The organism is Kamptonema formosum PCC 10802, from assembly GCF_000332335.1.
GTDB lineage: Bacteria > Cyanobacteriota > Cyanobacteriia > Cyanobacteriales > Oscillatoriaceae > Oscillatoria.
On sequence record NZ_KB235949.1, the window covers coordinates 487,202 to 511,327 of the forward strand.

Below are 24,126 nucleotides of genomic sequence, written 5' to 3' on the forward strand. Positions count from 1 at the left end.
CTGCCTCATACAGCGGTTCCGCTTTCTCGTAGCGACCCTGGGAATAGTAGATTTCTGCCAAATTGTTGAGGCTAATGGAGACATCGGGGTGGTCGCCTTGAAACAGGCGCTTTCTCATCGCCAAAGCTTCCTCATACAGCGGTTCCGCTTTCTCGTAGCGCCCCTGGGATTTGTAGAGTGCTGCCAAATTGTTGAGGCTTCTGGCTACATCGGGGTGGTCGCCTTTAAACAGGCGCTTTCTCATCGCCAAAGCTTCCTCATACAGCGGTTCCGCTTTCTCGTAGCGCCCCTGGGAATGGTAGATTAATGCCAAATTATTGAGGCTTATGGCGACATCGGGGTGGTTGCCTCCAAACAGGCGCTTTATCATCGCCAAAGCTTCCTCATACAGCGTTTCCGCTTTCTCGTAGCGCCCCTGGAAATAGTAAAAGTATGCTAAATTGTTTAGGCTATTGCCTACATAGTAGTGGTCGCCTTTAAACAGGCGCTTTCTCATCGCCAAGGCTTCCTCATACAAGGGTTCCGCTTTTTCGTAGCGCCCCTGATATTCGTAGAAAAATGCCAAATTGTTGAGGCTTATGGCTAGATCGGGGTGGTCTCCCCTGTAAAGCGATAAGGCTAACTTTACACCTTGTTCTGCCACAACTACTGCCTCAGCGAATTGGCCCTGGCGATAAAGTTCAAAAGCCTGTTGGTTTAGCAGTTTACATTGCACTTTTGCACCCAGCTCTATAAATTGCGCCCCTAGATTTCGCCACCATTTATTAAATAGCATTAAGTTCGCCCTCCTCTATCATATCGGCATTTACCACTTCCATCACCGCCACCAATCCCCGCTCAACCAGGTGCGAATTCGCCCGCCAAATCTCTGGTTGCTCTTCTCTGGGGCAACTCAGCAGTTCTTGAATCAAATTCAGATAGGCTTCAATGCGCTGTTTGTCCATCTCTAAGTTCTCTCCTGCCTTGCGGGCTGCAATTATGCCGTTACCGTGTATTCCGTGTAAAGGACTTGACAGTCTGGGCGGCGATTCAGGTACGCCAGCAAGTCGTTCAGGTGGTCTTTCTTCAGTTGCAAAGGGGGCTGAGTCCCTTGTGGCAGCCAGTCGAGGGGTGGCGATTCCTTGGCGATCAGGGCAACAATCTCCTCCTTACCCGCCATACCGGATATTGTCAGCAATTTGTGCGGCGACTTCTCTTGCGGCAAAGTTGCCACTCCCGCCGGCAGGTGGGGCTGCGGGGCCAAAAATGAGGGGCACAAGCACCACAAGTTCCCCGACGTTCCTTTTTCCAGCAGCAGCAAGTAACCGCCACTTTCCAGATTCACCTCAAAGCGAATCTGGCTCCCCAGAGGGACGTATTGTGGGTACTGACTCGGCGTTGTCCACATATCCAGGGTTGGCCCCCGCTGAACCAGCACCGGCCCCATTTTTTCAGTGGGCGTGGCTTTGTCCTTTAATTGATCCCAGAGTTGGTCGGGAGTGAGTTCCGGTGGCGGTTCGACTAGACCTTGCTCCTTCGCCCATTCGGGAAATTTGACCTCGCGCAGCCACCGCTTGGCATTTTTCCAGCGATCTTTAGGGTTCTCGGTAGGCGGACATCCCGCCGCCTCAAGCTTGTCGCAAATCGCACTCAACTGCTGCCGGAAAATCCGTGAAGCATCTCCGTTTTTGGTTCCTTCTATCAACTTTGTCTCGCATTTAGTGGCCAACTGTTCGCCGAGGACACCGGCATTACCTTCGAGAAACCGTTTCTCAAATATAAGTAGGTTCTTTCCCGTGAAGCCAAAGCGCGTGGCCATTGCTTCCAGGAACTGTCCCTCATACTCCTCATAGCTGGGTAAAGTCATACTTTCTCCTTTCGCTTGGCACTTTTACCTTATCATCGCCAACCTGAGTTCGTCAAGCCCCCATCTACGTTTATCTACATAATTCTACATCAATCTACTTTTGGCCTTTGGACGCTCCGACATGTCTCGACTTGGCTCTACATTTTTCGCTTCTCATATCCAGGAAACTAAGGCAGAGTGGATTTAAGCACGGGGATCAAGCCCCTCTCATTTTAACCCAGGAGAAAAAAAGATGATCGCCCATTTTCAAATTGCAGCCCTAACCACAGAGGACCGGCTCTCTGCTAAGATTCAGCAAAACCTAGAATTGGCCCCACCGGCAATGCAGCAAGCCTGCGCCAATCCAGAAGTCTGCCAAATGGTCATAACCGAAATGCGGTTAGGCGAAGTGGATATTTACCACGCCATCTGGCGGGTTTTGCACCGGCACGCCCCAGAATCACTTGCCCCATCGGTTTGGTTTGGTTGATTTGGTTTTCAACGTAGAGGCGCGATCCGCGCCTCTGAAATCAGCCAGCTTCAGGCTTTTTGTCCGCTCTACATTCTTCGACATAATTCGCTTTACAGCCACACTCTCACTGCGCTAGAAACGAGAAGAGTACCGCACAAGCTCAAAAAATCATGGTCAAAAAATTCGTCCTCTATGGAGCCACCGGCGATCTGAGCGCCCGCCAGATTATGCCTGGATTATATCAGCTCTGGTGCGCCGGTCAACTTCCCCCAGACTTCCAGATTGTAGCCCTGGGGCTTGAGGAGTGGTCAACAGAGACTTACCGCACCAAAATCCTCGATTCCATGAAAGCCAAAAAAACTGCCCCAGAAAGCAGCGCTCGTGATTGGGACAAATTTGCTCAGCACATTGTTTACATCCCGTTTAATTTGGAGGCTAATGATGAGTTACCGGCAGTTGCGTGATATAATTGGACAAGAACCGGCAGTTTTTTACATGTCCCTTCCACCCAAATCATACCCCAGCGCACTCAAAGGGCTGGCAGCAGCCGGATTGCTGGAAAGCCCTAACAATATAGCAGTTGTCGAGAAACCGATCGCCCCGACACTGCCAGAAGGGCAAGCCTTGCAGGAACTCCTCCGGCGAACAGGCAAAGAAAATCGGGTAGAATTAGTCGAGCATTTCAATCTCAAAGAAAGTTTCGCCAATCTGCTTGCATTTCGGCACAACACCCCCTTTGAACCGCTGTTAAGCCGGCGGTTTGTATCCGAAATCCGCATCTGCGCCCTGGAAAAAATCCCCGTAGGCAAAGAACGGGCTAGTTTTTTCGAGTCTGTGGGTGGATGCCTAAAAGACATGCACAGCCACCTTATCTTGTCAATGCTGCTTCCAATAATCATGGAACTGCCGGCATCGCTGGATATTCAAGAAGTGAGAAAGCAAAAGGAGATCGCGGCGCTATCCCTGCGGGTAACAGACGCCCAGAAAGCGGTGTGGGGGCAATACAGCGGGTATCGGGAAGAGTGCGGAAACCCCAATTCCAAGACGCCAACTCTAGCCGCCTTTACCCTGGAGTCCACCTTGCGGCGATGGAAAGGAGTCCCCCTTAAAATTATCACCGGCAAAGCATTGCCAGACAAGCACACCGGCATCGAAATAGTGTTCAAACAGCGAACGGGCGTGCGGGAATTATTTCCCTCAGCCACCCAGCCAGCCCGCTTGGTGTTTCGCCACCACCCCAACGAAGGTATCTGCTTCTATTTTAACGTGAAACAGCCCGGTTCAGGCATAAAACTTGAGCCGGTGAAGATGGAATTCACCTATCAAAGTGCCTTCCATGAAGTCAACCAACCCGCCTACGTCAAATTGCTGTCGGATATCTTACTTGCAGGAGATAAATCCAGCTTTTCTGGCGCAGTTGAAGCCATTCAAGCCTTGCGAGTGGCAGAGATTCTGGAAGCGGGGCGGGAGTCTTCTCCAATCAACTACCAGATGGGCACCTTCCCGGTGCAAGCCAAAGACTGGCTGCCGGTAGAGGCGCGGGGATGGCTGTAGCCGGCGATAGCTAATATCTGTAGGGTGCGTTCCGCAAATCGTAACGCACCCCACTGCTATAAAAAAGCCCGCCTAGGCGGGCTTTGTCTGTCGCAGTATCTAGAGCCCGGATATATGTGCCAAAACGCGACGCTCACCCCCCCACCGGCTCAAACAACCGTAAACGGTACATTTTCCAAAACAACCTGCGGTAACTCACCGGCACCCAATACTTGCTTAGCACTCTCGTGCCGGTTATCGGTGCGAGTGGGTTGGGGAAGTCTTCTGTGGTGTTTGCGGGGCTGATTCCTTTGTTGCGCCACTGGGATAGCAGTGAAATGCCGGTGCGGATTGTTTCTTCTTTTCGCCCGGGAAAAGATCCGTTTGCGGCGCTGGCGGTGGCGCTCGCTGAGTTGGGGCGTTTAATTTCTGACGTCGCACAATTGCCTGATGAACCCCACCCCCCAACCCCCTCCCCGCAGGCGGGGAGGGGGAGTAAGAGCGGGTTTTCTGGGAGTGGGAAAAGTTTAAATCCAGCAACGCCTGTGGGTGACAGCCGGCAATTTTTGCCTGAAGTATCGGGAGAAGTTAACCGCCGGCTGGCTGAATTGGAATTGGAGACTGAATTGCGTCACAGCGACAGGGGGCTGCAGGATATTATCGAGGCGCTGGTTGCCGGTGAAACCCACTCCCCAACTTCCAACACCGCCGGCGGGGAGTGGGGGAAGGTTATAGAAAGGATTGCGCCCGAAACTCGTTGCTGGTTGCAGATCAGTTTGAGGAGCTCTACACTCTGACTGAAGATGAGCCGGTGCGGCGGCGCTTTTTGGATAGTTTGCTGAGGGCGGTGAATAGCGCACCCCGATTTACCCTGGTCCTCACCCTGCGAGCCGACTTTTTTCCCGCTGCGATCGCTTACTCTCCTTTTGCGGAGGCGCTGAAACAGTGCGAGCTGCAATTCCTCAGCCCGATGAGTCGCGAGGAATTGCAGGAAGCGATAGAAAAGCCGGCGGCAAAAATGAAAGTTCGGCTGGAGGAAGAGCTGGCAAAACGCCTGATTGATGCGGTTTGGGAGCAATCGGGACATTTGCCGCTGCTGGAGTTCGCCCTGACTGAGCTGTGGGAGAGACAGGCGAATCAAACTCTGACGCACACGGCGTATACGGAGATTGGCGGGGGGGTGGAGGCGCTGGCGAAGTATGCCGAATCTGTTTATGCGCAGCTGAGCGAGGGTGACAGGAAAAAAGCCGAGAAGGTGTTTATCCAGTTGGTGCATCCGGGTGCGGGAACCAAAGACACTCGCCGCGTGGTGACTGGCGCTGATTTAAATGAGGAAAACTGGGATTTGGTGAGGCGGTTGGCGGATGCGCGACTGGTGGTGACGGATCGCAACCAGAAAACCGGCGAAGAGACGGTGGAAATGGTGCATGAGGCGCTGATTGAGCACTGGGGGCGGTTGCGCGAGTGGGTGGGTGCGAGTCGGGAGTTCCGCACTTGGCAAGATGGGTTGCCACCGGCAATCGCGCAGTGGGAGAGTCGCAACAGAGATAACAGGGCGGTGTTGGGCGGGATTGCGCTGGATGTGGCGAAAGATTGGCTGCTGAAGCGCGGCGAGGAATTTAGCGATCACGAGCGGGAGTTTGTGGAGAAGAGTTTGGAGTGGCGGGCTCAATTGCTCCAACAACAGACAGAACGCCGCCTGGAGCAGGAAAGAAAAGCCCGCCGCGCCGCTGTGAATGCTGTTGGTGTTGGGGTTGTGTCGGCGGCGATTGTCACCGCACTGGCTTTGATTGCTAACAATCTGCTGCTGGAAGCTCAGATGCGGGAAAAAGCAGCGAGGGCGGAGGATTTGCTATCTGTAAATCCTGTATATGGGCTGGTTCTGGCAATTCAGGCGGCGGGCGAGAACCAGTCAGAATTGAAGCAGGTTCTCAGCCCGGTTCAGTCCACTTTGCTGAGTGCGATTCAAACATCCACAGAAGAAAATCTTTTCCAAGGGCATGAGGATTACGTCTACTCAGTCGCCTTTAGCCCGGATGGCCAGTATATCGTCAGTGGCAGTTGGGACAAAACAGTGCGGTTGTGGAACCTCAAGGGGGAGCCGGTAGGTCGGCCTTTCCGAGGACATCAGGGTACGGTCTACTCAGTCGCCTTTAGCCCGGATGGCCAGTTTATCGTCAGTGGCCGTTGGGACAAAACAGTGCGATTGTGGAACCGCAAGGGGGAGCCGGTGGGCCAGCCTTTCCAAGGGCATCAGTCTTGGGTCAGCTCAGTCGCATTTAGCCCGGATGGTCAGTATATCGTCAGTGGCAGTTCGGACAAAACCGTGCGGTTGTGGCGGAGTGGCTGGAAAGCTTGGCTGCAGGTGGGGTGCGCTCCGAGGGCAGAAATATCGGGTTTTTATGCTTGGCGCTTGTGGATACCGCGCTATCGCATCTACACCTATCCCGATGTCATGGTTATTCAGGGAGAGCCGGTGTATCACGAAAATCGCAAAGACACAATCACCAATCCCATGCTGATTGTGGAAGTTCTATCAAAATCAACTAAAAACTATGACCGGGGGGACAAGTTTGAGTTTTACCGCTCAATTCCTGAGTTGCAGGAATATATTATGATAGAGCAATACAGATTTAAGGTTGAGCAGTTTGCTAAAAACTCCGAAGGCAAATGGGTGTTGACTGAATATGACTCCGCTGATGCAGTGCTGGCGCTGTCTTCCCTAGACTTCCAAATTCCCTTGCGGGATATCTACGAGCGGGTTAACTTTGACGAGAGTGAGGAGTAGGGGCGCTCTCACCCGAAATCTGGGTGGCACAACTCAGGATGACTTAATAAATCTGGTTTGTTGAAAAAACCAGGTTTATGAATGTTACGTTTCTTGTCGCCCACTTACTTCAACTCGGCAGCCCCGACGCTTCTCTCTTGCAGCCACCTTATATGCCGGCACATTTTCCCATGATACTAAGATACCGCAAGCCGCCCGCCTCTGTCAACCCCTTCGCCAAAAAAATTTTGAGAATCTCTATCTAGTTCTTTGGCGATCCTTCAGGGGAGCTGCTCACACAAAATCCGAACAAACGCTCGCCAAAAGTATATATAGCGGTTCGCACGATGGCCCAGAAACTCGGTTTCTTTAAGAAACCGGGTTTCTCAGCACCTCACTAATAGGAGAAACGCTATAATAGAGTTGTGATGCTCGCTGGCCTAAATATGACTGCGATTTTATCCAACCCCGACCAAACCGAAATCTTCTACCCCAGTGCGGATGGAGAGCCGGTGGCTGAAACTTATGACCACCTGTATGCAATGATGACAGCCCTAGAAGTCCTGAAACAATACCTAGCGGGGCGTCAGGCGACTGTGCTGGGCAACCAGTTCCTTTATTACGCCCAGGGCTTCCCAAAAATGCGGGTAGCCCCCGATGTGATGGTGATTTTTGATGTCGCCCCTGGCGGGCGGGACAATTACAAAATTTGGGAGGAAGGACAAGTGCCGGCAGTCATTTTTGAAATGACTTCAAAGGGCACTCAAAAGGAAGACCAAAATTTCAAGAAAACCATCTATGAGCAAATGGGGGTAAAGGAATACTGGCTGTTTGACCCCAGAGGGGAGTGGGTCGAAGAAAAATTGCGCGGCTATCGCCTGCGGGAAGAAGAAGAAATTTACTTTCCGATTGCAGACAGTCGCAGCACCCTGCTGCAATTGCGTTTAGCAGTGGAGGATAAACTGATTGGCTTTTATCGGGAGGATACCGGCGAGAAATTGCTGATTCCTACGGAGCTAGCGGAGGCGCTGCGCCAGAAAACTCAGGAACTCTTGCAAGAAATCGAAGCGCGACAGCAAGCGGAAGAACGCGCCGAACAGGAGCGCCGGCGGCGGGAAGAAATGGAGGCTCTGCTGGCTCGCTATCGGGAAAATTTTGGCGAGTTACCCGAGTGAAAATGGCTTGGCGTAAGTCCTGAACTCGCAGGACGTAGGACAGGCGTCTCGCCTGTCCTTTAGAGAAATTATAGTGCTGACAAACTCTCACCGGCACCGCGCCGTTAACCGCCGGCACTCTCTGACTTCTTGTCTTTTAATCTCTCGCGCAGCAAGTACCAAAACACAGCTAAGTTTACCACAAATACGACCAATTTTACCGGGGTGACGCTCCGGAATAGCTCGAATATCTCTGCCGGCAGGCTAATCCCTACCAGCCCCAGCACTAAGAATGTCGCCCAAGCTTTCTGATACCACAAGCCAAGGGCTTCAACAAGAGAAATAGCGGAATATATGCCGGCGGCTATGCCGCTAAACTCTAAGGTTCTCGGCTTGAGGTTAGAAAGGTTTTCTAGCAAAAATTTAATAATTTGCAGTTTTCCCTCTAAGGCGTACTCTTCAGCAAAGTCCTGCAAACCCTCATAGTGTTTCACCGCCAGCAAGATAGCAGCGGAGGTGCAAGCCAGCAGGGAGGCGCTGAAAGCCTTGTAGAAAACTATCGCCATTAAACCGGCTGAGCGCTTTTTTACTTTTCCCACGAAAATTACTGGAGCTGTCCCCATACCTCAACCAAACTTACATATTATAGCACAAAAACGAGCCGGTGGCAAAGAATTTGCTGAGCCGGCACCTGGAGGGCTTGCGGCTGAGGGAGCCGGCGGGGTGCCGGTGGTGCTCCTGGGGGGTGCTGGGGGAGCCGGTTATGGAAGTCGCTGGGGAGAGTGCCTGAACAGTGAAAGCGAGCGTCAAGCCCCCAGCGACCGATTAACAATCATTTTACCAGCCAGTTGTGAAGTTGCGGTGAAGCCGGTGTGAATTTCCCGCACCGGCAGGCACCGGCACCCCCCAGCACCGAGAGCTGGAAGGAGAGCTGAAAATTTTCACCCAACTGCAACAGTCCCGTCACAGGAGCGTCATACGGAGTGTATAAATTAAATAGTGTAGTCTCTTGTAGACAACCCAGACAGGACCAGGTGATACAGATGCAAACACAACCCCACGACTCCCACTCTGACTCCGGCACTCCCAAAGGCCAATTTTCCTGGCAAAAGTCAGCCAGCTACTTGTCGATGCTTTTCCTGGGAGCCGGCATCACCTTGTCAGGCACCTACTTACTTTCTAACAAGCCGCTCTTATCCCAGCAGTCCCAACCTGTGGCGCAAGCGGCACCGGCACCGGCACCCCCAGGGATTCAAACCAGACTGCCGGTGAGTGCAGACTCCAATTTTATTACCGCAGTGGTTGAGAAAGTCGGGCCGGCTGTGGTGCGAATCGACTCCTCCCGCACAGTGACTTCTCAGGTGCCCGATGCCTTCAACGATCCATTCTTCCGCCAGTTTTTTGGCTCTCGCGTGCCCCAGGAACCCGAGCAGCGGGTTGAAAAGGGGAGCGGTTCCGGCTTTATTATAAATTCTAACGGTCAAATTCTCACCAACGCCCATGTGGTGGATGGTGCCGATACGGTGATGGTGACGCTCAAGGATGGGCGCAGCTTCAAGGGCAAAGTGCTCGGTACGGATGCGGTGACGGATGTGGCCGTTGTCAAGATTGAGGCCAGCAACCTGCCAACCGTGGCGGTGGGCGACTCCGAGAAGCTGCAACCCGGAGAGTGGGCGATCGCCATCGGCAACCCCCTGGGGCTTGACAATACCGTCACCGTGGGCATTATCAGCGCCACCGGTCGCACGAGCTCCCAAATTGGCGTCCCCGATAAGCGAGTGAGCTTTATTCAAACGGATGCGGCGATTAATCCCGGCAACTCTGGCGGACCGCTGCTGAATGCTGCCGGTGAGGTGATTGGCATGAATACGGCGATTATCCAGGGCGCTCAAGGGCTGGGCTTCGCCATTCCCATCAATAGGGCGCAAAATATCGCCGGGCAGCTGATCGCCACCGGCAAGGCGGATCACCCGTATTTGGGCATCCAGATGGTGACGCTCACCCCGGAACTGAAGAAAGATATCAACAGCAATCCCAACGCCGCTCTGAGTGTGGATGAGGATCAAGGCGTGCTGATTGTGAAAGTCATGCCCAACTCACCGGCAGCTAAATCCGGACTGCGTGCCGGTGACGTGATCAAACAAATCAATGGCCAGTCGGTGACGGATGCTGGCAGCGTGCAGCAAGCCGTGGAAAAAGGGAAGGTGGGTGGCGATCTGCAGGTGCAGTTGCGCCGCAACAGCCAGAACCTCAACGTAGCTGTGCGCACCGGCGCTTTCCCCGCCCAAGTGCAATAGCTGGCTTTTCCTTAGAGGTTTCTCGCTCCAATTAGATGGGATGGGCGTGTTGCCCGTCCCTTTTTTAGTGGCATACTAGAATTTATATCTGGCACCCCGCTCAAGCAAGCGGCTTGCCTAGCTATTTTGTATAGCAAGAAACAGTCAGTTTAGGACATGGGCATCACGCAAAAGGGCATCATCGCATCATCGCCAGAACGCATGCAGCTGTGTGTCTTCCATGATGCGCCCGGGGCCATGCGCCATGCGCCATGCGCCATGCCATTAATGTCCGCGCCCTAAATGCCTGCTGCTATAACTTGATATCTGGCACTCCCCTCCCCTGCGGCTTGCCTAGCTGTTTTGTAGTGACGGTGCCAGATTTCAGCCCCCCTTAAGTAATAGGTCAGGAACGCTTCTGGAATGAATATAATCAGATCTCTGCAAAAACAACCCAAGCCCCTCGCACTGTTATTAGGAATTATCCTGGTGCTTCTGCTGGGAGCTATCGACTCTAAAATTCCCCCAAATATTTCTTTCTCACCGTTTTATTTAATTCCGGTATCTCTGACAGCTTGGCTAGCTGGTGAGGTGGCCGGTTTGCTGATCTCTCTCGCCAGTGCGGTAACGTGGTATCTAGTCAATCCTGCAGAAAACACCGCCGGCTATTTTGCGATCCCAGTGTGGAACGCCTTCATGAGATTTATCTTTTTTGCAAATGCTACCTATCTGATAGGAGAGATTAGATATTCTCAGGATCGGGAGAGAAAGCTAGCTAGAACAGATGCCCTGACCAACTTGTCCAACCGGCGGGCTTTTTTTGAATTAGCCGGCATGGAAATCGCCCGGGCAAAAAGGTACAGAACCCCCCTGACGGTGGCCTATATTGATGCCGATAATTTCAAGCATTTTAACGAAGATTTTGGCTTTCGCACGGGCGACGACCTGTTAAAACTAATCGCTAAAACTATTCTGACTAATTTGCGCAGCACCGATCTAATCGCCAGACTCGGAGGGGATGAATTTGCCATCCTGCTGCCCGAGACGGCATACGACCCCGCCCAAATAGCCATCAGTCGAGTTCAGAACGCACTCTTAGAGGCTGTAATCGATCTAAAATGGCCGGTAACCTTTAGCATCGGTGCAGTTACCTTCATCCAGCCACCGACTTCAGTTGAGGAAATGATAGAGAGAGCCGACAGTCTCATGTACTTTGCCAAACAGAACGGCAAGAATATGGTAAAGCACGAGCGTTTCACAGAGTAAGCCACGAGCAATTAAGCAGCGGGGTTCGAGAGTTAGAGGAACCGGGTTTCTTAAAGAAAGCCGGTTTCTAAACTCTTTTACTTAAACCAGGAGCTGATATTTTTCCTGAGCCAAGCGGTAAAGCGGACGCCAGACTAAACGATTGGTCAGCACCACGAGGAGCGACATCACACTCGTAGCAGCCAGCAGCAAAGGAAAATTGCCGGTGGCGGTTGCCTGAGAGATCGTTGCGCCCAGACCAGCTGTGACGATGACCTGGCCTTTGAACTGCACGTACTCACTGACAATACTGGCATTCCAAGCCCCCCCAACAGCCGTAATAATACCCGTAATCAAATAGGGGAAAATTCCTGGCAGAATCACGGTGCGCCAGCGCTCGATGAGGGAGAGTTTATAAATCTTCGCCGCTTCAAATAGGTCGGAGGGAATAGCTTGAGCGCCGGCAATCACATTAAACAGCAAATACCACATCGTCCCCAGCATCATCAGAGCCACCGAGCCGATCTGCAAGCCACCGCCAATCTGGGTTAAAAGCAGCAGCAAAACAGGAAATAAAGCAGTTGCCGGTACGGAAGCGGCTATTTGCACCAGAGGTTGCAAAACCTGAGCCAGACGGGGATTGCGACCGATGGCCACCCCCACCGGGACCGCCCACAGCAGCGACAAAAGGAGAGCGCTGAGGACCCGCAAGGCGGTAAAAATCGCCCCAGCAATAACTTTTTGCCAGTCAGACAGTCCCAAAACTCGCAGCAGCATCACAGCTTCCCAAGTCCCCCACAAAACAATCAAGGCAAACCCGCTGACAAACAGCCAGCTCACCCACTGAGAGATCGGGGAGCGCCGGCTGCGGTCCGCACTGACTGCGCTCGGAGGCGCAAACGTTCTGGCTAAAGCCAAGTCGAAACTCTCCCGCACCGGCAGCAGGCGCGATGTTAAAATCCTCACCGTGGGAGAGCGCCGCAAAAAAGCCAGGACAGCAGAGCGGGGCGAACTTTGGGCTTCCACCGTCTCCATCTTAAATTTCTCCACCCAGGCAATCAGCGGCTGCCAAAGAAAAAAATCAATCGCCACAATTACGGCAATCAACACCGACAGGCCCCAGGCAATCGCCCCAAAATTTCCCTCCTCAGCTGCTGTCCCCAAAAAAGACCCCAAACCGGGCAAGTGAAACTGTTTGTCGCCCAAAGTAAAGGATTCAATGGCAATCAGAAAAAACCAACCGCCCGCCACAGACATGACGCTGTTCCACACCAAGCCAATTGCCCCCGCCGGCAGCTCTAAAGTCCAAAACTGCTGCCAAGCGTTCAGCCGGTAGACTCTGGCGGCTTCTCGCAGCTCTCGCGGAATCCCGCAGAGAGATTGATAAAAGCTAAAAGTCATGTTCCAAGTCATGCCGGTGAAAATCAGCAGGATGGCGGCCAGCTCCACGCCAATCCGCTCACCGGGAAATAAGGTAATGAGGGCTAGAACCACTCCCGGTAAAAAAGACAAAACTGGAATTGACTGCAAAATATCCAGCAGGGGAATTAAAAATTTAGCAGCCAGGGGGAAGCGATAAGCGCTGTAGGCGTATATCAGCGTAAACAGCAGGGATAAAAAATAAGCCACACCCATGCGCAAAAGGGTTTGGGCTGTGTATGCGGGTAAAACGGTTACGCTCGTCTCAATTTTGAGCGCCGGGCTGTAGGAACCGCTGAATTGCGCCGCTGTTTGGACAACCACCGCAATCAGAGAAAAAATTGCTAAAATTAGCAAGAAATCTGGCCAATTACAAGCCGTCCGGTCTAAAGTTTTATTCTGGGGAGTCAGGGGTCTAGTCATGCCGGTTTGAGATTTTTAGCTATTGTACCGGGAGCGAGTTAAAAACAAAACTGCGAGAGCTGGGAGGCTCTCACTTCTTGCCGGGATTCAACCGGTTTCTCACCGCTCTATTTTAATTATGAACAGCCAGCGGTGGCTGACTGGTTTCTAAGAAAATTTCTCCAGCCGGCTTGTCGTAGCCATAGAGTTCTGCGTAGCGCCCCCAGTCGATAGCAGTTTCCAGTTGCAGCTCTGCTTCTTGCGGGCTGAAGTGGACTTCCAGAATATCCAGGATCAGCTCTTTGGGAATGCGCTGATTGCGCTTCGCCTGAATCAGGCGGTAAATTTGCTGTACGAGGCGGATATTGTCTAGGATTTGGGTGCGAATAATTTGTTTGCGCTCATCAATCCCGCCGGCAAGGAACTGCTGCCCTACAGGAGTGAGGCTAATATCCCCCTGCTGGACAGAGACGAGATTCATCAGCTTTGCTGCCTCAACGATGGGGAGCATCTCATCCACTTCCAGGAGCAATTCTTGCGCGAGGCGGTACAAGTCTCCTTGCCGGTCCTCCAAGAGTTCCAGAAAGCCAGCAATCGCGCCTGTCCGCACCGGCGGCAAAGACTGGTATTTGGCGGTTTGAGCCGGTTGCGGCTCAGAAACGGTGGGGGCCGGCTGGCTAATTTCGCAGCTGATATCCGGCTGGGTGAGAATTTTGTAAACCTGGTCTACGAGCGCCTGGAACTGGGGGCTTTTGCGGTCGCGATAGTGAGGCAGCTTCACTGCAATATCTGCCCGGATTCGCCCCGGATTGCGACCGAGAACGACAATCCGGTCTGCCAAAATTACCGCCTCTTCAATCCCGTGGGTAACAATTAAAATAGACTGGGTGGGAATGCGACGATCTAACCACAAATCTAATAACTCAAAGCGCAGGTTTTCTGCCGTCAGCACGTCGAGAGCGGAGAAAGGCTCATCCATGCAAAGCAATTCCGGCTCGACGGCTAGGGCTCTGGCAAATCCCACCCGCTGGCGCATCCCGCCAGAGAGTTCTTTTGGATACGCATTTTCAAACCCATCCAGACCGATAACATCGATCATGCGCAGCGCCTTTTGCCGCCGCGCCTCTGGGAGCTCTCCCTTTGCCTTTAACCCCAGCTCCACATTTTCCAGCACCGTTAACCAGGGATAGAGGGCAAAATTTTGAAAAACTATGGCCACTCCCGAATTTAAGCCCACTAATGGCCGGTTGTGGTAAAGAATTTGACCCCGCGTGGGCGGAACCAGACCGGCAATCATCCGCATCAAGGTGGACTTCCCCGAACCGGAGGGCCCGAGCAAGGCGACAATCTGCCCTGAAACCAGCTCCAGATCGATCGGCTCCAGGATTGTGATTTCCTGGCCGTTGGGTTGTTTGTAAGACTTGCCCACACCTGCCAGCGCAATTAATTGCTTGGTTGCTGCTTTGACGACCATAACTCCCCCTGGGGCGCGTTAGTAATAGCGGTTGGGCATTGACTGGCGGCATTCCAGCAAACGCCCTTGACAGAGGCCAACTCGATTCCCTGACGGCAGGTGACTCTCCCGCTCCATTCCAGGGCACGGATAGTTTAGCATCCATCTGGGGGTGATTGAGTGTGAGCTGCGACACCAGTTGAGGGGTTAGTCTGGGGGGGTGGTGTGAGGGAACAGGTAGGCGATGGCAGCCCATCCCGAACAAACCAGCAGACTCACCAGAAATAGAGAAAGAATCATACCAGGCATGGCCAGAACCGGAACCCATTTCACTAATTTCAGCTTAGGTTTCGGGTGTGTCGATCTCGTGACTGGTTTGTGACAATCTTGAGAAAGCTTGCCGCCGGGCGCGCTATAGCAGTAGCCATATTGCTTAGGACAGCAGGAGCCGGGGAGCAACGGGAGCCGGGGAGCTTCGGGAGCTCAGGAGCAGGGGAGCCAGAATGTCCGTTCCCTAAGTGGTTACTGCTATAACAGGGCACCTCACTCAGCCAAAGGCAGCCAAAAGCGAAAAGTGCTGCCCTCACCCGACCGGCTTTCCACCTCAATTTGGCCACCTTGCAGCTCAACCAGCCGGCGAGAGATGGCCAAACCCAAGCCACTGCCGCCAGAATCCCGAGATCGGGACTGGTCCGCGCGCCAGAAGCGCTCAAAGACGTGGGGCAAATCTTCAGGCGCAATGCCGGTGCCGGTATCCGTTACCGCCACCCAGAGTTTGCCGGTGTCAGTCCAGGCGCGAACCGCAATTGAACCGGCAGCGGTGTGGCGCAGCGCATTTCCCAGCAGGTTGACCAAAATTTGCTCGGTGCGGTCCGCATCCGCCAGTGCCGGCGGCAGCTGTTGCGGGCACTCCAATCGCAGGACCGGCCCGTCTTCGAGCACTTGGTCGGCAAATTTCTCCACCAGAGATGCCAACAGCGGACGCAGATTCACCGGCTGCAAATTAATCGGCAAATACCCAGCCTCCGCCTTCGAGAGCTCTTGCAAATCGCTCACTAACCGCTGCATGCGCCGGGTTTCCCTCACCAGCCGCAAATAAATATCTGGAGAGGGTTCAATCCTGCCATCAGCGAGTTCCTCCAAATAACCGCGCATAACCGTTAAAGGCGTGCGCAATTCGTGGCTCAAGTCGCCAATCAGCTGCCGCCGGCGCACCTCCACGCCTTCCAGACTGGCTGCCATGCGGTTGAAACTGGCACCCAGCCGGTTCAGTTCTGGAATTTCCCACGCCGGCATCCGCTCATCCATCTGACCTCGGGCAAACTTTTGAGTGATTTTTTCCATCTGATTCAGCGGCTGCGTAATCCGTTTAGCCACCCAGTACGACAGGCCACCGGCAGCCGTGCCACCGACAACAACCGCCCAAAAAGTGCTGCGATTCCAAGCGATTTCAAACCCTTCCACGATTTGAGTGCGGGCGTAGCGCAAGGTGAAATCCGGGCCTTCTAGCTGTTCCAGATGCCTGACGAACAAATGGGGCGAAGAAACTTTGCTGGTAATCACAAAACTGCCCACGCCCACCACCATCACCAGTAAGTGGGAGAAAAATAAGCGCGTTCTCAGTGCTGCTTTAGTCATATTAATTGGGCATTGGGCATTGGGCATTGGGCATTGGGCATTGGGCATTGGGCATTGGGCATTGGGCATTACTGAAAATCTTCCCCACGCCCCATGCCCCATGCGCCATGTCCCATGCGCTATACCCCATGCCCCACGCTCCATGCGCTATGCTCTCCTATTCTCTATTGCCTATTGATTTTAAGTAAGCATTAAGCTTGGGGGTCAGTTCATAAATAATTGGTTTGAGTGTGGCTACCTGTTCAATTGTCAATAGCTGTCGAGCGTAGGCGAGTCTCAACCAGTTTATTGTTTCGTATAAAGAGCCTCTAGCAATCTTGACAAAGCGTTTATTCTCTGGGCCATTATATCGCCCCCGTCCTTCGGCAATATTGGCGCAGACGCTATCTGCTGCGCGAACAATTTGCTTCCCGATAGTATCTTTAGCAAACTCGTTCCATTGCTTGACAATACGCCAAATCTCATTCGCCATCTTCTCAGCTAATTGGTAAACATGCAAATTTTCAAAATCAGGTCTTCCCATATTGCCCTCTCAACTCCTAATGTCTCATCCCCCATCCCCCATAAGCATTGGGCATTGGGAATTGGGCATTGGGCATGGGGCAAAAGCTGAAAATCTTCCCCATGCGCCATGCCCCATGCGCCATGCCCCATGCGCCATGCCCTATGCGCCATGCCCTATGCGCCATGCCCGATGCGCTATGCCCTATGCGCCATGCCCTATGCGCCATGCCCCATGCCCTATTATATCGCTGCATCTTCAAACTTGTATCCAATGCCGATTGCCGTCTTAATAAAAGTAGGATTCCCCGGGTCAGGCTCAACTTTTTTCCGCAGCCGGGCAACATGAGTGTCAACCACTCGCTCATCCCCAAAAAAGTCATCCCCCCACAGTTTGTCAATCAGCTGCGCTCGACTCCAAACGCGCCCCGGATGGCTGACAAATGTTGCCAAAAGATTAAATTCCAGTGCCGTCAAGTCGAGCGTTTCTGACTCACCGGCGCTCAGGTGGCGGCTGGCGGTGTGCTGGTCTATATCTACTGTGAAATGTGGCGTGCGGTAAAGCTGCTGCTGGCCACCTTGCCGCAAGCTGCGCCGCAACAGCGCCCGCACCCGAGCCACCAATTCCCTGGGGCTGAAGGGTTTGACCATATAGTCGTCAGCGCCGGTGGACAAGCCAATCACCCGGTCAATTTCCTCGCCCTTCGCCGTCAGCATCAGAATATACGGGTCTTTCGGGCCCGGTTTTTGGCGGATGCGGGCGCACACTTCCAACCCGTCCAAACCGGGGAGCATTAAATCCAGCACGATTAAGTCCGGTGGCTGTTCCCGAAACACTTGCAGCGCACTCAGCCCATCCCGGCAGCACCGGCAGCGAAACCCTTCTGCTTCCAGCGTGTGCTGGATCAGCCGCGCGATTTCCGGTTCGTCCTCAACTATCAAAATCTCCATTTCACCAACTGTCCCCCTCTCTGACGGCTGAGTGAGATATGGCTTCACTCATCTTGGCGCTACAGGCTAGGGGCTAGTTTACCGCTAAAGCCGGCGAAACTGCCGCTTTTTGAGATTAAGTCCGGTTAAGTCCTACAGCCCGAACCGCAATTCCTCTCTCCCCCATCCCCCCATCCCCCCATCTTACAAGTGTAGGCACTTGGTGAGTGGCGGTGATGAAAGACCGACGCAGGTGGCTGCGGATAGCGCTGGCAATGTCTGGGTGACGGGATTTACCAAAGGCAATTTGGCTGGCAGCAGTGCCGGGGGAGAGGACGGCTTTGTCGCCCAGTATGACAGCAACGGCACCCTGCTGTGGGCGAAGCAGTTGGGGAGTGCCGGCGATCAAAGCTTTTCTGGCTTTTTCGTCGATAGCGCTGGCAATGTTTACGGGACAGGCTACACCACAGGCAATTTGTGGGGCAGCAATAACGGGAGTGCAAAAAAAGTATTCGCCGCTAAGTACGACAGCACCGCCACCCTGCTGTGGGTGAGGCAGTTCGATATTGATGGTATAGCAGCAGTCATATTGGTGAGAACAATAGAAGCTTCGGCAGCGGGGGAGCAAGGGAGGCCGGAATGTAGGTTTCCTAAATGCTTACTGCTATATAGACGTAGGGGAGGCGTCCGCCGAGCCAGAAGGTCTGATGTTCTAACCTAAGTGCATACTGCTATACCTTTTTTGCTCCAATTCTTTCGTTGAATGACTCGTCAATTAAATCCGCTTTCATCCCCAAACCATGACAGAAGATGCCGGCACAACCCTTCCCGGCGATACGGTTGGCGACACCCTGACAGAAGATGCTGGCACAACCTTTCCCGGCGATACGGCTGGCGACACCCTGACAGCAGACAGGGATACTTCTACGCTTTCCGGCGATACTGGCAGCATACCAGAGGGTGCCGGCACAACCCCCCTTCGCTGATCGCCCAGCAGCATACTGCCAAATCCAAACACACTCCTCAATGATGACAGTACAGGCGGCAAGACTATAACTGGAAATGCCGGTGACAATACCCTCACCGGCACCGGCGGCGCGGATCCCCTCCTGGGCAACGGTGGCAGCGACACCCTCAGTGGCGGAAACGGCAATGATTTGCTTTCCGGCAATATGGGCGCTATAGCAGCAGTCATATTGGTTAGGGCAGGTGAGACGCCTGCCCTACGTCGGAACCGGCTAGGATAGGCGATCATTCCGACGAGCGTGTCCGAACCTAAGTGAATATTGCTAGAATTCCCTAGATGGAGGGGAAAGCGACGATACCCTGTGCGGGGGGAAAGACAGTGACACCCTGTTTGGCAGGAGTGGTTTTGATGTGCTATGGGGCAACCTCGGCAATGATAGTCTCAGTGGCGGCGAGGGCAATGACTTGCTCAATGGCACTCAGGGCGGGGATCTGCTTGATGGGGGAGAGGGCGGCGATACCCTCTGTGGTGGCAAAGACGCGGACACCGTGCTCGGCAGCAATGGGTTTGATATCCTCTTTGGCAACCTGGACAATGATAGCCTCAATGGCGCACAGGGCAATGACTTGCTCAATGGCAATCAGGGCGCTCATACCCTGGATGGGGGTGAGGGCAATGACACCCCGCACGGTGGCAACCCCAAATACAGTGACAGTATCACCGGCAGCAATGGCGACGATGTCCTCTGCGGCGATTTCGGCAGCGACACCCTCACCGGCGGCACCGGCGGCACCGGCAGCGACACCTTTATCTTGACAAAAGGCAAAGGCAGGGATATAATTATCCAACTGAAAAACCCTATCTATAAGCCTTGGTTATAGAAAAAGAATTATTGTTCATATTTTTATATAAGTGAGGGATAGGGCATCACAAGCGGCTTTTCTTGGTGTATGCTAAGGAGTAATGAGTGCGGAAAACAAATCAGTCAAGGGTGTCTAAGGAATGGCTGAACTTACCTATAGCGAACTTTATCCCTTCTTCGATGAAGGGGATTATTTGGCCTTAAATCCTGATGTAAGGGAGGCAGTCCAGCGCGGCGATTTTGAGTCCGGACTCGCGCACTTAATACAATTTGGACAATTTGAGAATCGCGTTACCACCTTCACCGGCACGGCGGGAAATGACCTAATTCGCGGGTTTGGCGAAGCTCGATATTTTTACCCAACTTCTTACGAATTAGTCAGCGACGACCCTTACGATTACGCTGTAATCGGGACGGGGACGGGCGAAAGAGACACCCTTGTGGGTGCGGACGGTACAGATCATTATGCGCTGGCAGCGTATACGTCTGCCTCAACTCCCACTGCCGTACAGTTTTATGTGGGTCAGGGGAACAGCGACTACGCTCTGATTACAAATTTTGGATTTGCCGAAGATAGCCTTGAGCTAGCGGGGACGCCGGCGGACTACACGCAAGAGGTAACAAACGGAAATCTCTTGATTTATCAGAAAAGCTCCAGAGACTTAGTGGCCGTGCTGGAAGGGGTGACAGCGCCGCTGACTCAGGTCGATAGACCTTTGATTGGCGATCCCACAGGGGGCGGTACTTTCTATCTGGGCGCTGTTAATAATTTCTCTGAGAAGGATTACCTAGCATCAAATCCAGATGTCAGGGCGGCAGTGGATCGGGGCCTATTCAAGTATGGCTACGAACACTTTGTCCGTTATGGCCAATATGAAAATCGGGTTGCCACATTCGTTGGCACGACGGGGAATGACAGGATTGAGGGCTTTGGTCAGGCGCGATACCTGTACGCGACTCCCTATGAAGTGATCAGTGCCGATCCTTACGATACCGCAGTCATCGGAACTGGGACAGGAGAAATTGACACTCTCATCGGTGCGAGTGGCCCTGACAATTACTCTACCGCCGCTTACATCACTCCTTCAACGCCTAATGCGGTACAGCTATATTTGGGTCAGGGAAACAGCGACTACGCTCTGATCCGCAACTTCGAGCGGGGAGTCGATGTCATCGAGGTGGCCGGCACTATTAATGACTTCACGCAAGAAGTGAGTGGCAGCAATTTGGCTATCTACAGAAACGGTTCTACCAGGGACTTAGTGGCTGTGGTGGAAGGAGTTACAGCGCCGCTGACTCAGGTTCAGAGCGCCCTTTTTAGTCTAGGGGTTGCTGAGGGTACAGGTACGATTTTCCTCGGTTAAGTGCGATTGGTTATAGACGTAGGTACGGCGTCCGCCGAGCCTCAAGGTCTAATGTCCTAATCTAAGTGGCTGCTGCTATAAATGATTTGTGAAATCTCTGGGGGCGAAAAACCCGGAAGGGAGCGTGGCGGGACGCGCCCCTGGGCTCACCGGGTTTCTAGGCTCTCATAAGTCAAATAGAAACGCGCCAGCGCAGATTCCAATTGAGTGAGATGCAGATAAGGTGTTAGGCTTTTCTAGCAGTATTCACTTAGATTAGGACACAAAGGACAGGCGGGACGCCTGTCCTACGCCTTATATTCGTAGGAGAGGCGCAGGGCAGGCGTTCCCTTCAACCTCAAGCTCTAATGTCCTAGCCTTAGTGGCTAGCGCTATAACCTACTTTTCCATTGAAAGGAGGCAGAGCCTCCAGATTGCGCTCCCAGGCTCTGCCTGGGAACGAGAGATCCGCTATAGCTCACGCCTGACTCACTCGAATGTGTGCGCCTCACTCAGTGGCAAACTGCACATTACTCTGGAGCGGCCACAAGCTCACCGGCACCGCCGCACAGCTGCAGGCACCGGTATTCCTGACGCCACTGGGCAAACCGCTCCCAGCCGTCCATCAAGGCCACACCGGCTAGCCCCACCCAGACTTCTCCGCTTGCGGACTGACCGGTCGCCAGCAGCCCTTCCGCAACCAGCCGGTCCAGAATCTCACTGAGGGCCAGCCTTTCACCGGCACCCTCACCGGCAATCGCCAGCAGCTTGGATTTGGGCTGGCGCTGGCGCACTTTGTGAATGCCCGCGCTTTCCCGCACCAGCTGCAAGAAGATTTGCTTGGCCCAATCTTGCTGCTGGGGCTGGAAGCTGCTGTACAGCTGTTCCGCGTGCCGGCTGAGCGCCGAGCTGACGCCTCCCAGCTGCCGGTACTTGGCCAAGGTCAGCTGGCAGGTTTGCCGGTCGCGCTGGTGCCAGAGTTGGGTGAGGGCAAATTGCAGCTCCGACAAGCCGGCCTTCTGCTGGCTGACATCTTGCAAGATAGCTTCCAGCAAGCCGGTTTCCAGGGGGAAGCCACTCAGGGAAGCGGGGTCAGCGATCGCCTGCTGCAAACCAACTCCAGCTAAAGTGGGGATGTAAACGGCGCGCTCTTGAATCAGCTCTGCCAGCAATGGATAGTCCAAGCAGGGTTGTAGAAAATCTGCCCGCAGGAGGATGACAGTGGCTAGCCGGCGCGAGGGAATTTGGGAAATCCGGGTTAAGAGTTCGATGAAGCGGTGCCGGTCTGCCGGTGGGGAGCAACCGGCAAACACTTCTTCAAACTGGTCTGCGACGAGCAAGACGCGCTCCGATCCGGGCAGGAGTTGAATGACCGGCTGGAGGTCAGGCGCAGAGTCGATGAGCTCGTCAAGCTCTCGGGCGTGTTTTGCCGGCACTAGGGCGGCTAAGGCGCGCTTGAGCTCCGCCAGCGGCTCGCTTCCAGGCAAAATCGGGTTTAGGACTCGCCACCGGCTCGCTTCCAGCAAAGGAATCAAGCCGGCGCTGACTGCGGAAGACTTGCCACTGCCGGCAGCCCCGATGGCCAGCACAAAATTGCCCTCCTCCAGCTTTTGCCGCAGAGTCTGGATGACCGGCTTGCGCCCGAAGAAGAAGCGGGCGAAAGCCGGCTCAAAGGGCAGCAACCCCCGGTAAGGACAGGGAACGCCGGCTTTTGGCGGAGTCTGTTTGGGCGGATAGCTGACCAAAGTCAGGGAGTTGCCGGAACCCATCCAGATAGGGCGTTCGCTGTCACCCCGATTTCTGCGCAACTCTTTTTCCTCTGGTTTCCTGGAAATGAAAGCAAACAGCTCATCTACCCTAACTTGCCCATCGCTGCCGGCATTTGCTGGCAGGAGTCCTTCCAGCAGGGCTGTGGTGAAGGCGCTGTGCCCCCAGCCATATCGTCCGCCTTGATCAGCAAATTCAAAGCTGCGACAAGCTGCAATCAAATGGCAGTCTGGCTTGTAGGTAAAGGCAGACAGGATTTGCCTGATTGAATTGCTCTCTAAAAAATACTCCGCGTGGCAGCAATCGAGCAGGACCACCAAACTGTTGAGGTCAGCTTGAGAGATTAAGCAATTGAGACTGTCCAGGGCCACCCCGTTCTGCTGCCCGACAATCTGCTTGCCCTCCATGACGATCGTGCAGTCTGAAGCGGCTAGATACCCCTTCTGCTGCCCGAGCTCGTCTGTAATCGTAATGCCGTGCCCGCCAAAATAGATGAGTGCGTCACTCCCGGTGGCTTGCTTTTGCAGAAACTCTCGCAGTCCTTGCCCGAGCTGTCTGCCGGTCAGCCGCTCCTGCGCCACCTCATAGCAGTCCTTGTCGGGATTCCAGCGCTTGGGAAAGCGCTCGACTCTAAAGTCACCGTGCTTTTCCAGTCTCTGCGCCACCGCTTCGGCATCGCGGGTGGGCTTTATCAGACTGGGCAAACTGTCATAATCCGCAATCCCAACGACTAACGCATACCGCGTCATAGCTACCCCTCATTGGCTTTTCGTGGCAATAAGCGCGACAAAAGTTCCACTTTGCCGCCGCGCGAGGAACCCCAGGTGCATTTTAACGAGAGTTTCTCCCCTAATTGTAAACTTGTCTGAAGTAGAGTGTTCGGTTTTCACCATGATCTCACGTCGCAGTTTCTTCAGCGTTCTAGTTGCCTGCGGTCTGGCATTCCTGACTTGGCTCAATTGCACCCCAGCCGCCACTGCCCTTGGAGGTCAGCTGCCTCCCCTGAATCAACCGGCACCCGCATTCACCCTGCCGACCAATACCGGGAAAGGCTTAATTTCACTTTCTGACTTTAAAGGGACATGGGTGGTTCTGTATTTTTATCCAAAAGACTTCACCTCTGGCTGCACCCTAGAAGCTCGCCGGTTTCAGCAAGATTTGCCAAAATATCTGGCCCGCAACGCTAAAATCCTAGGCGTCAGCGCTGACGATGTGGATTCCCACGCCGAATTCTGTGACTCCGAAGGTCTGAAATTCCCGCTGCTCGCGGATACGGATGGCAGCGTCAGCAAGGCTTATGGCTCTTGGCTGGGCTACCTCTCGATGCGCCATACGTTTATTATCGACCCTAATGGCATCCTCCGCGAGAGGTTTCTGGGCGTAAGACCGGCGATTCACAGCGTCGAGGTTCTGGCTCGCCTCGACGAATTGCAGGCTTCTGCTTCATAATAGCCATCTAGAGATCGTTTGTCACGCTCGCACAGGGCACAGGGCGCGGGGCGCAGGTGATTGCTGCCGCCCCCGCCACAAGCCCCTCACCAGACTGCAATAGAAAGTATTAATTACACATTT

25 protein-coding genes and 1 pseudogene are annotated in these 24,126 nt (G+C 53.8%); 15 read left to right on the forward strand and 11 right to left on the reverse strand.

All coding sequences use genetic code 11. The features are described 5' to 3' along the window. The 3 genes from OSC10802_RS42925 to OSC10802_RS45105 form a co-directional block, all read right to left on the reverse strand. A partial coding sequence (locus tag OSC10802_RS42925) for a tetratricopeptide repeat protein (protein ID WP_369797142.1) occupies window positions 1-643 on the reverse strand: 643 nt, incomplete at its 3' end. A gap of 121 nt (window positions 644-764) precedes the next feature. Further along, complete coding sequence (locus tag OSC10802_RS0132585) at window positions 765-944, reverse strand: hypothetical protein (protein WP_017720959.1); 180 nt, start codon at window positions 942-944, stop codon at window positions 765-767. Between the two features lie 32 nt (window positions 945-976). Then, window positions 977-1,846 carry a DUF4384 domain-containing protein gene (locus OSC10802_RS45105; RefSeq protein ID WP_017720960.1) on the reverse strand — a complete coding sequence of 290 codons (870 nt, stop codon included), beginning with the start codon at window positions 1,844-1,846 and terminating at the stop codon, window positions 977-979. A gap of 232 nt (window positions 1,847-2,078) precedes the next feature. Between OSC10802_RS45105 and OSC10802_RS0132595 the strand changes: the two genes are divergently transcribed. The 6 genes from OSC10802_RS0132595 to OSC10802_RS0132620 all read left to right on the forward strand — a co-directional run bounded on the left by OSC10802_RS0132595 (window position 2,079) and on the right by OSC10802_RS0132620 (window position 7,772). Next, complete coding sequence (locus OSC10802_RS0132595; RefSeq protein ID WP_017720961.1) at window positions 2,079-2,315, forward strand: hypothetical protein; 237 nt, start codon at window positions 2,079-2,081, stop codon at window positions 2,313-2,315. Window positions 2,316-2,467: 152 nt separating this feature from the next. Beyond that, on the forward strand, window positions 2,468-2,761 hold the full coding sequence (locus OSC10802_RS56010) for a hypothetical protein (RefSeq protein WP_017720962.1): 294 nt from the start codon (window positions 2,468-2,470) through the stop codon (window positions 2,759-2,761). Further along, window positions 2,739-3,851 (forward strand): glucose-6-phosphate dehydrogenase, encoded by a 1,113-nt coding sequence (locus OSC10802_RS45110; RefSeq protein WP_017720963.1) that lies wholly within the window; start codon window positions 2,739-2,741, stop codon window positions 3,849-3,851. Before OSC10802_RS56010 ends, OSC10802_RS45110 begins: the two co-directional genes overlap by 23 nt. 212 nt (window positions 3,852-4,063) lie before the next feature. After that, the gene (locus tag OSC10802_RS45115) at window positions 4,064-4,627 is read left to right on the forward strand and encodes an nSTAND1 domain-containing NTPase (RefSeq protein ID WP_155969007.1); all 564 of its coding nucleotides are present in this window, start codon (window positions 4,064-4,066) and stop codon (window positions 4,625-4,627) included. Then, window positions 4,588-6,618, forward strand: a complete 2,031-nt coding sequence (locus OSC10802_RS55115; RefSeq protein ID WP_017720965.1) for an nSTAND1 domain-containing NTPase — start codon at window positions 4,588-4,590, stop codon at window positions 6,616-6,618. Before OSC10802_RS45115 ends, OSC10802_RS55115 begins: the two co-directional genes overlap by 40 nt. Before the next feature lie 425 nt (window positions 6,619-7,043). Next, window positions 7,044-7,772 carry a Uma2 family endonuclease gene (locus OSC10802_RS0132620; protein WP_026099017.1) on the forward strand — a complete coding sequence of 243 codons (729 nt, stop codon included), beginning with the start codon at window positions 7,044-7,046 and terminating at the stop codon, window positions 7,770-7,772. 104 nt (window positions 7,773-7,876) lie between these two features. On the opposite strand, the gene OSC10802_RS0132625 is transcribed toward OSC10802_RS0132620, so the two are convergent. After that, window positions 7,877-8,350 carry a DUF2127 domain-containing protein gene (locus OSC10802_RS0132625; protein WP_232731865.1) on the reverse strand — a complete coding sequence of 158 codons (474 nt, stop codon included), beginning with the start codon at window positions 8,348-8,350 and terminating at the stop codon, window positions 7,877-7,879. Window positions 8,351-8,415: 65 nt separating this feature from the next. Here OSC10802_RS0132625 and OSC10802_RS56015 point away from each other — a divergent pair, with 65 nt between their 5' ends. Then, complete coding sequence (locus tag OSC10802_RS56015) at window positions 8,416-8,541, forward strand: hypothetical protein (protein WP_017720968.1); 126 nt, start codon at window positions 8,416-8,418, stop codon at window positions 8,539-8,541. Window positions 8,542-8,583: 42 nt separating this feature from the next. On the opposite strand, the gene OSC10802_RS56020 is transcribed toward OSC10802_RS56015, so the two are convergent. Further along, a complete protein-coding gene (locus OSC10802_RS56020) occupies window positions 8,584-8,718 on the reverse strand; it encodes a hypothetical protein (protein ID WP_255349216.1) in 135 nt (44 codons plus the stop codon). Between the two features lie 76 nt (window positions 8,719-8,794). On the opposite strand from OSC10802_RS56020, the gene OSC10802_RS0132635 reads away from it, so the two are divergent. Together OSC10802_RS0132635 and OSC10802_RS0132640 are read left to right on the forward strand one after the other, a co-directional pair. Further along, entirely contained in the window at window positions 8,795-10,048 is a 1,254-nt protein-coding gene (locus OSC10802_RS0132635; RefSeq protein ID WP_017720969.1) for an HhoA/HhoB/HtrA family serine endopeptidase, read from the forward strand. Between the two features lie 402 nt (window positions 10,049-10,450). Continuing rightward, complete coding sequence (locus OSC10802_RS0132640; RefSeq protein WP_017720970.1) at window positions 10,451-11,293, forward strand: GGDEF domain-containing protein; 843 nt, start codon at window positions 10,451-10,453, stop codon at window positions 11,291-11,293. Window positions 11,294-11,374: 81 nt separating this feature from the next. On the opposite strand, the gene OSC10802_RS0132645 is transcribed toward OSC10802_RS0132640, so the two are convergent. From OSC10802_RS0132645 to OSC10802_RS0132665, 5 genes are all read right to left on the reverse strand, one after another. Further along, the gene (locus OSC10802_RS0132645; RefSeq protein ID WP_017720971.1) at window positions 11,375-13,114 is read right to left on the reverse strand and encodes an ABC transporter permease; all 1,740 of its coding nucleotides are present in this window, start codon (window positions 13,112-13,114) and stop codon (window positions 11,375-11,377) included. A gap of 112 nt (window positions 13,115-13,226) precedes the next feature. Next, window positions 13,227-14,567 carry an ABC transporter ATP-binding protein gene (locus tag OSC10802_RS0132650; protein WP_017720972.1) on the reverse strand — a complete coding sequence of 447 codons (1,341 nt, stop codon included), beginning with the start codon at window positions 14,565-14,567 and terminating at the stop codon, window positions 13,227-13,229. A 522-nt stretch (window positions 14,568-15,089) separates the two neighbouring features. Then, window positions 15,090-16,184 carry a sensor histidine kinase gene (locus OSC10802_RS0132655; RefSeq protein WP_017720973.1) on the reverse strand — a complete coding sequence of 365 codons (1,095 nt, stop codon included), beginning with the start codon at window positions 16,182-16,184 and terminating at the stop codon, window positions 15,090-15,092. Between the two features lie 157 nt (window positions 16,185-16,341). Beyond that, window positions 16,342-16,707, reverse strand: coding sequence for a four helix bundle protein (locus tag OSC10802_RS0132660; protein WP_017720974.1), 366 nt, complete (start codon window positions 16,705-16,707; stop codon window positions 16,342-16,344). A 221-nt stretch (window positions 16,708-16,928) separates the two neighbouring features. Continuing rightward, window positions 16,929-17,636 (reverse strand): response regulator, encoded by a 708-nt coding sequence (locus tag OSC10802_RS0132665; RefSeq protein WP_017720975.1) that lies wholly within the window; start codon window positions 17,634-17,636, stop codon window positions 16,929-16,931. A 109-nt stretch (window positions 17,637-17,745) separates the two neighbouring features. Between OSC10802_RS0132665 and OSC10802_RS0132670 the strand changes: the two genes are divergently transcribed. From OSC10802_RS0132670 to OSC10802_RS0132685, 5 genes and pseudogenes are all read left to right on the forward strand, one after another. Continuing rightward, complete coding sequence (locus OSC10802_RS0132670) at window positions 17,746-18,336, forward strand: SBBP repeat-containing protein (RefSeq protein WP_082218453.1); 591 nt, start codon at window positions 17,746-17,748, stop codon at window positions 18,334-18,336. Between the two features lie 79 nt (window positions 18,337-18,415). Then, on the forward strand, window positions 18,416-18,601 hold the full coding sequence (locus tag OSC10802_RS0132675; RefSeq protein ID WP_017720977.1) for a hypothetical protein: 186 nt from the start codon (window positions 18,416-18,418) through the stop codon (window positions 18,599-18,601). 66 nt (window positions 18,602-18,667) lie between these two features. Continuing rightward, the gene (locus tag OSC10802_RS56855; protein WP_255349219.1) at window positions 18,668-18,862 is read left to right on the forward strand and encodes a calcium-binding protein; all 195 of its coding nucleotides are present in this window, start codon (window positions 18,668-18,670) and stop codon (window positions 18,860-18,862) included. 49 nt (window positions 18,863-18,911) lie between these two features. Next, window positions 18,912-19,463: pseudogene (locus OSC10802_RS42945) on the forward strand (calcium-binding protein); the annotation flags it as partial. A gap of 121 nt (window positions 19,464-19,584) precedes the next feature. Then, entirely contained in the window at window positions 19,585-20,808 is a 1,224-nt protein-coding gene (locus OSC10802_RS0132685) for a hypothetical protein (RefSeq protein ID WP_017720979.1), read from the forward strand. A gap of 509 nt (window positions 20,809-21,317) precedes the next feature. On the opposite strand, the gene OSC10802_RS42950 is transcribed toward OSC10802_RS0132685, so the two are convergent. Further along, window positions 21,318-23,303: an nSTAND1 domain-containing NTPase gene (locus OSC10802_RS42950; protein ID WP_017720980.1), complete on the reverse strand. Its 1,986-nt coding sequence runs from the start codon at window positions 23,301-23,303 to the stop codon at window positions 21,318-21,320. A gap of 142 nt (window positions 23,304-23,445) precedes the next feature. On the opposite strand from OSC10802_RS42950, the gene OSC10802_RS0132700 reads away from it, so the two are divergent. Then, window positions 23,446-24,003, forward strand: coding sequence for a peroxiredoxin (locus OSC10802_RS0132700; protein ID WP_017720982.1), 558 nt, complete (start codon window positions 23,446-23,448; stop codon window positions 24,001-24,003). Window positions 24,004-24,126 lie beyond the last annotated feature (123 nt).

Coding starts and splice junctions, on each gene's coding strand:
- OSC10802_RS0132585 (WP_017720959.1), bottom strand. CDS start 944: ATGGACAAACAGCGCATTGAAGCCTATCTGAATTTGATTCAAGAACTG.
- OSC10802_RS45105 (WP_017720960.1), bottom strand. CDS start 1,846: ATGACTTTACCCAGCTATGAGGAGTATGAGGGACAGTTCCTGGAAGCA.
- OSC10802_RS0132595 (WP_017720961.1), top strand. CDS start 2,079: ATGATCGCCCATTTTCAAATTGCAGCCCTAACCACAGAGGACCGGCTC.
- OSC10802_RS56010 (WP_017720962.1), top strand. CDS start 2,468: ATGGTCAAAAAATTCGTCCTCTATGGAGCCACCGGCGATCTGAGCGCC.
- OSC10802_RS45110 (WP_017720963.1), top strand. CDS start 2,739: ATGAGTTACCGGCAGTTGCGTGATATAATTGGACAAGAACCGGCAGTT.
- OSC10802_RS0132620 (WP_026099017.1), top strand. CDS start 7,044: ATGACTGCGATTTTATCCAACCCCGACCAAACCGAAATCTTCTACCCC.
- OSC10802_RS0132635 (WP_017720969.1), top strand. CDS start 8,795: ATGCAAACACAACCCCACGACTCCCACTCTGACTCCGGCACTCCCAAA.
- OSC10802_RS0132640 (WP_017720970.1), top strand. CDS start 10,451: ATGAATATAATCAGATCTCTGCAAAAACAACCCAAGCCCCTCGCACTG.
- OSC10802_RS0132645 (WP_017720971.1), bottom strand. CDS start 13,114: ATGACTAGACCCCTGACTCCCCAGAATAAAACTTTAGACCGGACGGCT.
- OSC10802_RS0132650 (WP_017720972.1), bottom strand. CDS start 14,567: ATGGTCGTCAAAGCAGCAACCAAGCAATTAATTGCGCTGGCAGGTGTG.
- OSC10802_RS0132655 (WP_017720973.1), bottom strand. CDS start 16,184: ATGACTAAAGCAGCACTGAGAACGCGCTTATTTTTCTCCCACTTACTG.
- OSC10802_RS0132660 (WP_017720974.1), bottom strand. CDS start 16,707: ATGGGAAGACCTGATTTTGAAAATTTGCATGTTTACCAATTAGCTGAG.
- OSC10802_RS0132665 (WP_017720975.1), bottom strand. CDS start 17,636: ATGGAGATTTTGATAGTTGAGGACGAACCGGAAATCGCGCGGCTGATC.
- OSC10802_RS0132675 (WP_017720977.1), top strand. CDS start 18,416: ATGACAGAAGATGCCGGCACAACCCTTCCCGGCGATACGGTTGGCGAC.
- OSC10802_RS0132685 (WP_017720979.1), top strand. CDS start 19,585: ATGGCTGAACTTACCTATAGCGAACTTTATCCCTTCTTCGATGAAGGG.
- OSC10802_RS42950 (WP_017720980.1), bottom strand. CDS start 23,303: ATGACGCGGTATGCGTTAGTCGTTGGGATTGCGGATTATGACAGTTTG.
- OSC10802_RS0132700 (WP_017720982.1), top strand. CDS start 23,446: ATGATCTCACGTCGCAGTTTCTTCAGCGTTCTAGTTGCCTGCGGTCTG.